The sequence below is a fragment of the Caldicoprobacter guelmensis genome, assembly GCF_016908415.1.
Lineage (GTDB): Bacteria > Bacillota > Clostridia > Caldicoprobacterales > Caldicoprobacteraceae > Caldicoprobacter > Caldicoprobacter guelmensis.
Window position 1 is genome coordinate 134,059 of sequence record NZ_JAFBDW010000002.1, and the last position, 12,523, is coordinate 146,581.

Sequence of the window (12,523 nt, forward strand, 5' to 3'; positions counted from 1 at the left end):
ACATGAAAGTAGATGTAGTGATAATAGGAGGTGGGCCGGCTGGCTTGGCAGCGGCTTTGTCCTGCCATAAGCACGGCATACGGGATATAATCATACTCGAGAGGGATTCGCATCTGGGCGGGATTCTGCAGCAGTGTATCCACAACGGGTTTGGGCTTCACTGGTTTGGTGAGGAGCTTACCGGCCCTGAATATGCCCAAAGGTTTATCGACCAGGTTGAAAAGGCGCAAATCCCTTATCTTTTGAATACCATGGTGGTGGATATGGATGAGGACAAAACGGTCTATGCCATAAACCCCAAGCATGGACCCATTAAAATACAAGCCAAAACAGTGATACTGGCCATGGGGTGCAGGGAAAGGACCAGGGGGGCGCTCATGATTCCAGGAGGGCGACCGGCAGGAGTGTATACGGCAGGGATGGCTCAGAGGCTTATCAACATAGAGGGATATATGCCGGGCCGAGAGGTCGTCATACTCGGGTCGGGGGATATTGGCCTTATAATGGCAAGGAGGCTCACCTGGGAAGGCGCCAATGTCAAGATGGTGTGTGAAATAATGCCCTATTCGACAGGGCTTATAAGAAACATAAGGCAGTGTCTGGAGGATTACGGTATTCCCATAAGGTTTAAGCACACCGTCATAAAGATTCATGGCAGGGAAAGGCTTGAGGGAGTGACGGTTGCACAGGTGGACGATGCACGGCGGCCCGTTCCGGGCACCGAGGAATACGTTTCTTGTGACACACTTCTGTTATCGGTGGGGCTTATACCAGAGAACGAGCTCAGCCAGAAAGCCAACCTACAGCTTGACCCTGTGACAGGGGGACCGGTTGTTGATGAGTACAGGCAAACCAGCGTGCCCGGGGTCTTTGCCTGCGGCAATGTGCTTCACGTTCACGACCTGGTGGATTATGTAAGCGAAGAGGCTGAGATTGCTGGTTATGGCGTGTGGCGGTATTTGAACGGCCTGGCCTCTCAGCTCACCCGGCATGTGGATATGCGAGCTAAAATAGAGACAGGATACGGCATACGCTATGTTGTCCCCCAGAGGATTTCGGGAGAGGAGGACATAGAGCTGTTTTTCAGGTCGGATAATATATATGATGAAGGCATGGTGGAATTGACAGATGGACAGAAAGTGCTGGCTTCTAAGAGGTTTTTGCGCATCGTTCCAGGACAGATGGAGCGGTTTAAAATAAAAAAACAGGTCTTATCTGGCATAAAGCCTGGTGGCAGGCTGCTCATCAGATGGAGAAGCCTTGCATGAAGGGGGGAAAGCGCGCATGGAACTGATATGCATACTGTGTCCCAGGGGTTGCAGGATGCAGGTTGAACCCGGCGCAGACGGCCAGTGGGTGGTAAAGGGCAACGGATGCAGCCGCGGCAAAGATTACGCCCTTCAGGAGATGACATGTCCGATGCGTACCCTCACCACATCGGTGTGGGTGGAAGGCGGGACTTACAAGCTGGTATCGGCAAAAACCGATAGAAGCATTCCAAGGGATAAGATAATGGAGGCTTTAAAGCAGACCAAAAGGCTGAAGGTGAAAGCTCCCGTAAACATAGGCGATGTGCTTATTGAAAATATTGCCGGTACAGGTGCCAATCTTGTAGCCACTCGAAAGGTGGAGAGGGTGTAGCTTTATATGGTTGTTTGACTGTGTAAGATGAATACGGTAAAGTAATAGAACAATATGTACCGTAATTCACACGATTGCCATTATGATGTATAATTAAGGTGGTAGTCATCGGGCATATGGGAGGGGATTCTGTGATCTTCATCGGAATATTCGGTATACAGGACAAACAAAGAATTGTAAGGGAATACCCCAACGTCATATGCAAGTGCGGCAGCCTTTCGAGAGGTGAGCTCATAGAGGAGTACACCTATTTTCACTTTTTCTTTATCCCGATATTTAAATGGAACAAGAGGTACTACATGAGGTTCAGGTGCTGCGGCAGGATTTTCCGCGTACCGCCCGACTACGTCGATGAGCTTAAGGACAGCACCGATGTGGATGTAAACAGGCTTGAGGAGGTACAGACCTATTTTGGCAATCAGTGCCCAAATTGTGGTGCTGTACTCCATCACTCTTTTGCGTACTGTCCTTACTGTGGACAAAAAATACGTTAATGTGATGAATCGGTCTTGGGACTTCACCAATTAATTATTCTGCGAGGTTGCCATGCAAAATTATTCGTTGTGCCTATATTGCTCAGTTACTTTTCGATAGCGTTTAACGCAGAAGCCTATTCTAATAATGGTCAATTAATAAAGCTGTTTATTTGCCCTTGTTTGGAGGGACACACATTCCAAATATACTAAAATAACGGGGAATGGTGCTTACCATTCCCCTATTTAAAAATTTCTATTCTATTGAATTACCGTTCTCCCCCCATGAAGAATACCGCCAATGTGCCAGGGCCTGAATGGGACCCTATTACGGGGCCTATTTGATTTATGATTATGTCCTTAACCGAAAATTTTGACCTTATCAGCTCTGCTACGTATTGAGCATCTTTGTCTGAGTCGCAGTGGCTTATGGCCACCACCTGCTCCTCGGGATCGACGATGTGCTCTTCCATCATATCCACCAGCGTACGGAGGGACTTCTTGCGCCCCTTTACTTTAAGTTTGGGGACCAAGCGCCCTTCTCTGTCCACATGGAGCACCGGTTTGATGTCTAGTATGTTTCCTATAAACGCAGCCGTTCCCGATAGTCTTCCGCCTCTTTTGAGGTATTGCAGGTCTTCTACAGTGAACCAATGGTGTATCTTCAATTTGTTTTGCTCAACCCAGTCTATGATTTCCTCCTTGGAAGCCCCTCGTTCCAGCATTTCTACGGCATAGTATACTACCAGCCCTTCTCCCAGCGATGCAGATTTGGTGTCAATGACGGTTATATCAGCTTCGGGGTATTCCTCTAATACTATGTCCCGGGCTAATAGTGCGTTATTGTAACTGCCGCTCAATGCGGAGGAAAAACACAGGTATATGACTGGCTTTCCTTCAGCCGCGTATTTTCTGAACATCTCGGCGTAGGTTTGAACATTGACCTGTGAAGTGGTAGGGACTTCTCCGTCACGCATAGCGTTGTAAAAATACCTGTACGATATTGTTTGACCCAAGTCATCGGCGTATTCAACGCCTTTGAAGTTGTATGTAAAGTGTATAAGTGGGATATTGTGCTGCTTTACGTATTCAAAAGGAAGGTCGCTGCAGGTATCGGCAATAATGACGGTTGACATAGGACTCATACCCCCTGTCTTATGTAGTACGCTCTCGAAAAGTCCGAGAGCTTTATTTTTGCATATTTCAGGGCTCAGGTTTTCAGATTCACCCCTACTTTTTATACGATTTTCATACACAAATTCCCAGCTACTATCCACCTTATATTACCCACTTTTCCCTCTATTTCCTTGTATTACAGCTTCACTTTTTAAGCTTTTTCCCCCAAAATAGTTTTATGTTCACTAATTCTATTTCGTTTGGGGGTTTTACATGCTAAGAAACTGGCAATCTCATTCTGATTATCAAAAACAGCTTATACAGCGCCTCTCTATCCATGCTCAAAAAGAAAAAGGCAGGCTTATCCAACTCGATAAAGCTATCTCTAAGCTCTATCTACTTAACCTGGATAACCTGCTCCCAATAATAAAACCACTTTACCCTAACTTCGGTCGCCCCGCTATAAATCAGCAGGGCATTATACGTTCGTTAACACTTATGCTCGACCAACATGAATATTCTATCACAAAATGGGCCAAAACGGTACAACAAGATGACCTCTTTTTCGATATTTGTGGCTTCGATTCTAACAAGGCTCCTGGCGTCGGCTCCTACTACGACCTACTCTGGCGCCTCTGGCTTGCCATGGTCAAGAACCTCCTCAGGATTGTTTGTGTTCCAATAGCCCCTATGGCAAAGTCATTTATATAAAACCCGACTATGACCCTCGAATGTTTCCACCTGTGCCACGTCATACCAAAGCTTTCAAGGATAAATTCAAGACCAGAACATCGGTGGAACGTACTAATAAAAGACTGTTTATTGACTACTCTATTGAAAGGGTACGCTTAAGAAGCAATATGATGAGGTTTGCCATGGCTACCTTTGCTGCAGTTAATATCCATCTTGATGCTTGGGTCAAACATACAAACTTTAGTTTTGTAGATACCTTTATCGTCGGAGCGGCGTAGATAGCTTGGTTTACAGCTTTTATAGTTTTAACTAGAAGCTTTAAAAATCGTGTTCCTTAAAGCTTAGGTTGTTATACCCTTTTTTCGGTTATCCAGGTAATACCATATGAATTTTTCAAGGTTCATTTCTTTTATTTTCTCATAATACCTGCAATTTTGTTAATATAACCCATTTTCAAAATCTTGGTGACTATTCCCAGCTACTTTTCGAGAGTATTCAATTGATTTAAAAAATTAAAAATCTATGTTCATAACGACATAACATCCTACTTATACGTATAATTTGATACAACCGCCAAAAAGATTATAGTTTATTTATACACCAATTACAGTATATTTTCTAAATATTTCCAAAATGCAACTAGGCTTATCTACTTGGTTTTATCTTGTAATATGCAGCTAAATCAATAGAATCCGTAGTTTTACCATAACTAATCTGTACATTAATAAATTTATCACTGTTAAACGCATTTCTACGTGATAGTGTTAAGCCTCTAATAAAATCCCTCTCAAATTTTTGTTTATAATAATTTGTATTGTTCAATGACTGAACAGCCCCTGTCGTTCCTAAAGAAGTTCCATAGAAAAAATGAATTTTATTTGAAGGATTTTCATTTTTTAAATCCTTCAAATCGCCTTTATAAATGAAGTGGAAAGTATTATATGCATCTACAACGACTACCCACTTTTCAGTTTCACCATAAAATATGGTAGTTTCTGCATTTTCATCTTTTGAACAACCACTTACCAAATACAAAATGACAGTTATGATTAAAATACCGATCAGATATTTTCTCATAGGAATATATCCTCCGCTACACTGTAACGTAGTCTCGTCTGCATGCAGTATATCCCTCTTGATTAAATGTTCCCTCATCCTCTCATGTACCGGCCTCAACCATCTCTCAGACCCCTGTATCATCCAGTTGGCCATTGTCTGCCTCGATAGCGCTATCCCCATCCGCTCCCACTGTTGCTCCTGCCTGTACAGTGGCATACCTTCTACAAACTTCTGGACCATTACATATGCAATAGCAGATGGTGGGGCAATACTCCCAGGATGTACAGCTTTGGGCATAAATGCCGTTACTATGGGCGTGCTCACTTCATTTTGCTCACAATTGCGGCAGGCATATACATAGCGTACATGCTTCACTATGCTTACCTTGGCAGGTATAATCTTTAGCTCTTCCCTCACCTCTGTGCTCATCTCATGAAGCTTACCACCGCAGCATGGACATACCTGCTCTTCTTCTGGTAAACGGTACTCTATCACTTCAACAGGAAGGTCCTTTATATTCTCTGCCCTGTGTCCTTTCCTCTTGCGGCGCTTGTATGTTATCTCCTCTATAGCAGGCTCGGCAGCTTCTGCGTTCGATTCCTTCTCCGCTTCATTGAAAAAGCTGAGCTGTTCCCCCTCCCCCGAATTCGTCTTCTCGCTCGAACGCCCATACATCTTTTGCCGGCTTAAGCGAAACTGCTCTTCAAACCACCTCAATTTCGCTTTAAGCTCCTCTATCTCCTGCTTTAAAAGGCTGTTCTCTTTCATTAACTCTTCAATTGTAACTGCAGCAGTTGATGTATTTTCCATAATACTTATTATATTCGACACCAAATGCTAAAAACCTTCAATTCTTCAAAAAATTTTTAAAAATTCTTTATATTACCGTATTCACAATGACTTTTTTATGAGCACTTCTCTGCTCTAGCGATAATCCATCCAGTAACCATCTCAGTTCCCTTATGCTTATCTCTGCTGTACCAGTACCTCCCTTCGGCCAATCAAACTTCCCTTTCTCCAACCTTTTGTAGTAAAGCCAGAATCCATTGTGGTCCCACTGCAATATCTTTATCTTGTCCCTACTCTTGTTACAGAACACGAACAGGGCTGTTGAAAAAGGATCCAATGCAAAGCTTTGCTGTACGATAGCTGCCAAGGAATCTATTGATTTCCGCATGTCGGTACTCCCGCATGCAAGATAAACCTTTTGAGTACAAGCCAGCCCTAACATAGAGTACTCAACACCTTTACTACATCCAGCAGCAGTTTCTCATTAAAACCCTGTCTTACCTCAATTACAACAGGACCTACTTTTACGGTTAAAAAGTCGCATCCAGATGTGTCTTCTTGGCCACTTAAACTAACAGGTAACCATTGCACTGTATTATCAGTTTGTTCTTTTGGAGATTCTTTTCTTAGCCAATAGTACAGCTGTTTTTCGCTTATGTTGTGCTGTTTGCAAAATTCCTTCGCACTTAAGTCGCTGGCTCTGTAGGCTTCAATCCTAGCTTTCCATTGCTGCCTACGTTCTGTATGCGTCATAGACAATCCCTCCTCATCATTTCTATGGAGGAATTATCTCACATTTGCGTGCAAATTTTTAGGTGTGCTCTATTTGACGCTTACCCTATTCCTAACAAAACTTTATTTCCACTATTGAAAACAAATTACTATTCCTGTTTACATATATAACTATTGTTTCCCATAAATTTTTGCTCGCTTAAAAACATTTTACTCCGTAATATATAAATAATATTCACTTACACCTGTTGGTATTTCATAATCACATGTGCTACAGACAGATTAGATTGTTCTGCAATGAAGTAAGCCTTCACTATGCCATCGAAAGATCTATTATATTTGAAACATATAGCCTTAATCTTTAACTCTCCAATATTGAACTCCCTCTCAAACAACTTTTCATTTGGATATTGAGATACAACTCCTTCATCAACTATCAGAATTAAAGCATCAACATCTTCTCCATTAAGAACTTGTATTTCCCATATTTTTTGTTGCGAAGAAAGATTTAGAATGTTTTTTATTATTTCCTTGTCTCTTTTTATATGTTGAGAATAGCTTGTATCTTTATATTGGACAACTTTATCATCAACGATTAAATCAATGTTTATAAGGCTATCAATCATTTTACTACTATTAAACCCAAACTTTTCGTAGCTATTACCTAATAGAATTCCCCAATAATCATTCCCGAGAATATTTCTTATAGTGCTCTCTATTTCATCTAATTCCTCTAAACTTTTGCAATTATCTTCTGTTAAACCAAATCTAATAATAATTTTTGCCCCATAATCAGGTAAAACAATATATTCTTCGAATTTGACTAGACCATCAAAATGATTTTCTACCATCTTTGCCATATCAAGAACATTTTTTTTCAAATTATCACTTAATGAATATAACTTACACATGACCTCTTCTCCTTTATAGATATTAACTTATCAAGACATTGTATTAGTTTATTATTATGCAACTTATAAGAATAGCACGACTTTAGTTTGTTATATACATCGCTTCTTTTTCTCATATGACCGCATTGATTTTGTAAAACCTAATTTTTCAAAGAATCCTTCATTCCCTGGTTGCGAGCCAAAAAACAATGAAGTGGGAGATGCTTCCCAAGCTAATTCCATAAGCTTCTTTCCGATCCCATGTCCCTGATATTCAGGCGCAACAAATATATCAGGAATTGTCCCGAAATAATAACCATTCGTTAAAATCCGAACACATCCTATCAAAATATTATTATCATTCCAGGCAGTGATATTAATTGTCTTGTCCAATGCATTTTGCGTCATCGTTTTCTACTATTACGCAATAAAAACATAAACTATAGTTGGTTATTAGCATACCATGCTCGACAATATTTATGAAGTATATAATTTTTATAATCCCATTTTGAAAATAAACGCATACTTTCGGGATCCCCATGTTCAATAACCATTTTACTGATAGGTACGGTTAATTTTATATTTTGCGCAATAAATCTATTGTTTACATAATTTCTTAATATTACTTCAGCTCCTTGGGTTTTTAAATTCCCCAAACACCAAAATGGCGATGGCGTTTCGTAATTGGGATACACATTAAAATCTTTGTCTATAAAAAATATAGGTTTGTTTGTTACTATATTTTCTGTAGAATTATCCAAGGCTAGCTGATTATAAAGTTCTTTTTCGGTGTCTCCTAATACATCTCTAATGTGTGATTTTCCAAAATGTTTTAATGTAAGATCAATTAATTTATGAGGGATCTTTTCGATATCATCAGGTGTAATCCAAAAATCATAAAATTGTTCATTTTCACCATCACAAGAACCTTGGTGAAAGAAAAAATCAAATTCTCTACCTATATCAGCACAACGCTTCTCCAAATTTAATGTTTCAATTAAGTATTGAATATATGGCAACTGTGCAATATTAATCTTATATATAAAGGTTTGAATGCGAGGGGCTATCCCGTACTGAAATAATATGTCAATTGTTTGCAGTATTTCTTGAAATGCCCCTTTTCTGCCAACAAAATAATCAGTAGTTTTCTCATCTCCAAAAATAGTTAATTGAGCCACCTTAACACCAAGGGATGCCAGCCACGGAACATATTCCTTGTCACGGACAGCACGCCAATAACTAATAAGTTCAAAATGTGGTGTTTTTGTATCTGAAAGCTCGCTCGTAATTCTCCACAATTCTTTATAATTATCGCTGTAATCTTCTTCACGATAGCGATCAGAAACTTCAAGATTGTCTGTAAACGGGCGAAATTGCTCGGCAACAAATTTAAGGTCATCAATTGATAAATTACCATTAGGTGTAACTCCGAGCCAGCAATGTTTACACCTGTTAGGACAACCGTACATATCAAGACAAACAGTAATTTTTTCAAATTTCATTTTTCAACCCTCACTATACAAATTAGTACGCTCTCGAAAAGTCCGAGAGCTTCATTTATATGTGTTTCAGGGCTCAGCCTTTAAGCTTCACCCCTACTTTGTAAACAACTTTCATATCCTAATTTCCATTTATTACAACTTTACTTTCTTAGCTCTTACCCCCAAAATAGTTTTATGTTCTCTAATTCTATTTCGTTTGGGGGGTTTTACATGCTAAGAAACTGGCAATCTCATTCTGATTATCAACAGCATCTTATACAACGTCTATCTGCCTATGATCAAAAAGAAAAAAGCAGGCTCCTTGAGTTCGATAAAGCTATCTCTAAGCTCTATCTCCTCAACCTGGATAACCTGCTCCCAATAATAAAACCTCTTTACCCTGACTTCGGACGCCCAGCTAAAAATCAGCAGGGCATTATTCGTTCGTTAACACTTATGCTTGACCAACAAGAATATTCTATCACAAAGTGGGCCAAAAAGGTACAACATGATTCTCTTCTTTTTGATATTTGTGGATTCGATTCCGATAAAGCCCCTGGTGTCGGCTCCTACTATGACCTGCTCTGGCGCCTTTGGCTTGCTTCACATAAAAAACTCCTAAAAAGAATACGCAATCTTCGCCCATTCTCTCCTAAACCTAATAAAAGGTTTAAACCTAACCAAAAGCTGCCCAACAAACACCCAGGCATCGTAAGAAAACTTGTAGATCGCACTATTAAATGCAAACTCCCTGACTTTAGACCTGAAAAAATCCTTCAACAATTCCTCGCTCGCTGCCTGGTCGATACCTCCGCCCAAATGGGCCTCTTAGGTGATACTTCCAAACTATCTGTTGCCTTCGATGGCTCATCTTACAAGTCTGGAGCAAGCCATTACGGCGTCAAAGTCTGTGACTGCCGCTTAAAAGGTATCTACAACTGTACCTGTCCAAGGCGCTTCTCTGACCCTGAGGCAACCTGGGGCTGGGATAGCTACCGCAACCAGTGGTTCTACGGAAGCACTCTCTTCACTGTCACCGCTTCTGATAGCCCCTATGACTTACCTATATACATGCGAATAGTCCAGGCCAACCGCCACGATAGCGTTACTACCATCTTTGCCTTGAGGGACATCCATTCTATCTACCACAACCTCAGCTTTAAACATTTCATCGCTGACGGCGCTATGGATAACTACCCAACTTATGACCTACTCAAACACTATAACATGATACCTTTCATAGCACTGGATTCTCGTACTAAACTTAAATTTGACTACCCTCATCCTCACATCCTTTGCTTTGATGACAAAGGAAAACCTATATGTCCTGGTGGTATCCCTTATCAAAACTGGGGCTACAGTAAACCTAAAGGTATCAAGTACCGCTGCTGGTTTGCTTGCCGTGGCCAAAAACCTCCTCATGACTGTTTGTGTTCCAAGAGCTCCTACGGTAAAGTAGTTTATATAAAACCCGACTATGACCCTCGAATGTTCCCACCTGTTCCACGCCACACCAAGGCTTTCAAGGATAAATTCAAAACCAGAACATCGGTGGAACGGACTAATAAGAGATTGTTTATCGACTACAATATTGAAAGAGCTCGCTCAAGAAGCAATATGATGAGGTTTGCCATGGCTACCTTTGCTGCAGTCAATATCCATCTTGATGCCTGGGTTAAACATACAAACTTTAGTTTTGTAGATACCTTTATCAAAGCAGCCTAAATAGGTTAGTCTACAACTTTTATAGCTTCATCTACAAGCTTTAAAAACTTTATTTTTAAAGCTTAGGTTGTTATACCCTCTTTCAGGTTATCCAGGTAATACCATATTAATTTTTCAAGGTACATTTCTAATCTTCCTTGATTGCAAAACTATAATTTGGTCAAAATAACCCTTTCCTAATTTTCTCGTGAAAATCCCCAGCTACTTTTCGAGAGTGTTCATGTAGTTTCAACCCGGTTTTTGATACAAACGAACCAGTGCTAAGTAAGTCCCAAACTTGCATGATTAAAGCTGGATTGTAAATCCGATGAGCTGCCAGCTTTTGTGCCAAACATATTTTGGCTTTATTTCACTATACCATACATCGAATGCTTTGTACAGAGGAGTATAGCATATCAGACAAACAACACTGTCATTTATGCATGTTTTCTTTTGCCAGACAATATTATGAAACCACATTGTGGTAACAGAACAAATAAACATACAGGAGGACACAAAAATTGATGGGAAGGCACACTATCAAAGGACATGGAAGGCATGGGATGAGAACTAAAGCAAAGTTCTTCCAAAAACATCTTTGCGGAGGCCTTACACCCCCGCAAATAGTATTACAAACGTCAGAAGTTGAATGTGCTTAATAGGTCTTCAAAAGTATCCCTTCTTCTTATGAGCACGTCATTGCCGTTTTTATCGATGAGCACCTCGGCGGGCCTTAAGCGGTTGTTGTAATTGGATGCCATGGAGTAGCCATATGCCCCTGCATCGGTGACTACCAATATATATCCTTCTCTTATGGGAGGCAATAGCCTGTTTTTGGCAATGATGTCGCCGCTCTCGCATATGTTGCCCACCACTGTCGTATCCTGGTATTCGCCCGATTTAACGGGATGACCGTTTTCGTCGTATACCTCTACGTCGTGATGCGAGTTGTACATGGCTGGGCGTATCAGCACGTTGAATCCCAGGTCTGTCCCCACGTAGGTAGTGTTATAGCCCTGCTTTACTGCATACACTGTGCCCAGCAGGACGCTGCACTCTGCAACGATGTACCTGCCCGGTTCAATCTGGAATGTTGGATAAATGCCATGCTTTGTCGTCCAGCCGTGTATTATTTCATCAAGCTTTTGCCCCAAAGCCTTAAGGTCAAGGCGGTCTTGCCCTTCCTGCTTGCGATATGGGATACCAAATCCTCCGCCAAAGTCTATAAACTCCAGCTCGTTAAAGTTTTCGGCAATGGAAAGCAGGGTTTTTGCTGCCTCAACATATGGCGTTGGATCCATAAACAGCGAGCCTATGTGCTGGTTTATGCCTACAAGTTTGAGGTCATACTCCTTCAATATGCGCTTTACCTCGGGTATGAGTTCGGGATATATCCCAAATTTTGTGTTGTTGCCTGCTGTAATCACCTTTTCACTGTGGCCGGCACCTATCCCAGGGTTTATGCGAATAGCCACCTTACCGCCCGGATTGAGAGAACCGTACAGCTTGAGCTGTGATATGGAATCAACGCTTACGGTGATCCCTCTTTCTATGGCAAACTCCATTTCTTGGGAGGATGCATTGTTGGTTATGAAGAATATTTCTTGAGGTTTGAAACCGGCTTTTTCCAGGAAAACTATTTCCCCTGGAGATATGGCATCTGCGTGAAGACCTTCCTGGTGAATTATTTTAAGCAGGTGTACGTTGGAGTTGGCCTTCGTTGAATAGCATACCCGGAACCTGGGGTATGAGATCAAGCTTTTCATTTCCCTGCAGCGCTGCCTCAGTATATTTTCATTATATACGTAAAGCGGACTTCCGTATTTTTCAAGTAGCTGCTTGGGATTGGTATTTCCGAAAAAATTTGTCTCTTCAGTATAATAGCCCCTCATATTTTTCCCTCCGTGTGCAAGTTGAGGAATTTAACGTTGCATTTTTTAATGAT

Annotated in this window: 14 protein-coding genes; 6 read left to right on the forward strand and 8 right to left on the reverse strand. The window is 41.1% G+C overall.

Translation table 11 applies throughout. From position 1 onward, the window contains the following. The first annotated feature begins 2 nt into the window (after positions 1–2). The 3 genes from JOD02_RS03145 (at position 3) to JOD02_RS03155 (ending at position 2,135) form a co-directional block, all read left to right on the forward strand. Positions 3–1,268, forward strand: a complete 1,266-nt coding sequence (locus tag JOD02_RS03145) for an NAD(P)/FAD-dependent oxidoreductase (protein WP_204487342.1) — start codon at positions 3–5, stop codon at positions 1,266–1,268. A gap of 16 nt (positions 1,269–1,284) precedes the next feature. Beyond that, positions 1,285–1,641 carry a DUF1667 domain-containing protein gene (locus tag JOD02_RS03150; RefSeq protein WP_204486831.1) on the forward strand — a complete coding sequence of 119 codons (357 nt, stop codon included), beginning with the start codon at positions 1,285–1,287 and terminating at the stop codon, positions 1,639–1,641. 131 nt (positions 1,642–1,772) lie between these two features. Then, positions 1,773–2,135 carry a zinc-ribbon domain-containing protein gene (locus tag JOD02_RS03155; protein ID WP_204486833.1) on the forward strand — a complete coding sequence of 121 codons (363 nt, stop codon included), beginning with the start codon at positions 1,773–1,775 and terminating at the stop codon, positions 2,133–2,135. 248 nt (positions 2,136–2,383) lie between these two features. On the opposite strand, the gene JOD02_RS03160 is transcribed toward JOD02_RS03155, so the two are convergent. Next, complete coding sequence (locus JOD02_RS03160; protein WP_204486834.1) at positions 2,384–3,250, reverse strand: DegV family protein; 867 nt, start codon at positions 3,248–3,250, stop codon at positions 2,384–2,386. Between the two features lie 253 nt (positions 3,251–3,503). On the opposite strand from JOD02_RS03160, the gene JOD02_RS03165 reads away from it, so the two are divergent. Both JOD02_RS03165 and JOD02_RS03170 read left to right on the forward strand, forming a co-directional pair. Continuing rightward, the gene (locus JOD02_RS03165; protein ID WP_204486836.1) at positions 3,504–3,941 is read left to right on the forward strand and encodes a hypothetical protein; all 438 of its coding nucleotides are present in this window, start codon (positions 3,504–3,506) and stop codon (positions 3,939–3,941) included. Between the two features lie 32 nt (positions 3,942–3,973). Then, entirely contained in the window at positions 3,974–4,201 is a 228-nt protein-coding gene (locus JOD02_RS03170; protein ID WP_204486838.1) for a hypothetical protein, read from the forward strand. Positions 4,202–4,568: 367 nt separating this feature from the next. Here the strand turns inward: JOD02_RS03170 and JOD02_RS11860 are convergent, their stop codons facing one another. The 6 genes from JOD02_RS11860 to JOD02_RS03200 form a co-directional block, all read right to left on the reverse strand. Beyond that, positions 4,569–5,792, reverse strand: a complete 1,224-nt coding sequence (locus JOD02_RS11860; RefSeq protein ID WP_394355735.1) for an IS66 family transposase — start codon at positions 5,790–5,792, stop codon at positions 4,569–4,571. A 67-nt stretch (positions 5,793–5,859) separates the two neighbouring features. Next, positions 5,860–6,213 (reverse strand): IS66 family insertion sequence element accessory protein TnpB, encoded by a 354-nt coding sequence (tnpB, locus tag JOD02_RS03180; protein WP_279380614.1) that lies wholly within the window; start codon positions 6,211–6,213, stop codon positions 5,860–5,862. Then, on the reverse strand, positions 6,207–6,524 hold the full coding sequence (gene tnpA / locus JOD02_RS03185) for an IS66 family insertion sequence element accessory protein TnpA (RefSeq protein ID WP_204486844.1): 318 nt from the start codon (positions 6,522–6,524) through the stop codon (positions 6,207–6,209). The genes tnpB and tnpA overlap by 7 nt, the downstream gene beginning before the upstream one ends. A 218-nt stretch (positions 6,525–6,742) precedes the next feature. Continuing rightward, the gene (locus JOD02_RS03190) at positions 6,743–7,414 is read right to left on the reverse strand and encodes a hypothetical protein (RefSeq protein ID WP_204486846.1); all 672 of its coding nucleotides are present in this window, start codon (positions 7,412–7,414) and stop codon (positions 6,743–6,745) included. Between the two features lie 90 nt (positions 7,415–7,504). Continuing rightward, complete coding sequence (locus tag JOD02_RS03195) at positions 7,505–7,786, reverse strand: GNAT family N-acetyltransferase (protein WP_243426307.1); 282 nt, start codon at positions 7,784–7,786, stop codon at positions 7,505–7,507. 47 nt (positions 7,787–7,833) lie between these two features. After that, positions 7,834–8,895, reverse strand: coding sequence for a radical SAM protein (locus JOD02_RS03200; protein WP_204486850.1), 1,062 nt, complete (start codon positions 8,893–8,895; stop codon positions 7,834–7,836). A gap of 210 nt (positions 8,896–9,105) precedes the next feature. On the opposite strand from JOD02_RS03200, the gene JOD02_RS03205 reads away from it, so the two are divergent. Beyond that, positions 9,106–10,599, forward strand: a complete 1,494-nt coding sequence (locus tag JOD02_RS03205; RefSeq protein ID WP_204486852.1) for a transposase — start codon at positions 9,106–9,108, stop codon at positions 10,597–10,599. Positions 10,600–11,216: 617 nt separating this feature from the next. On the opposite strand, the gene lysA is transcribed toward JOD02_RS03205, so the two are convergent. Further along, on the reverse strand, positions 11,217–12,470 hold the full coding sequence (gene lysA / locus JOD02_RS03210) for a diaminopimelate decarboxylase (RefSeq protein ID WP_204486854.1): 1,254 nt from the start codon (positions 12,468–12,470) through the stop codon (positions 11,217–11,219). Between the last annotated feature and the right edge of the window lie 53 nt (positions 12,471–12,523).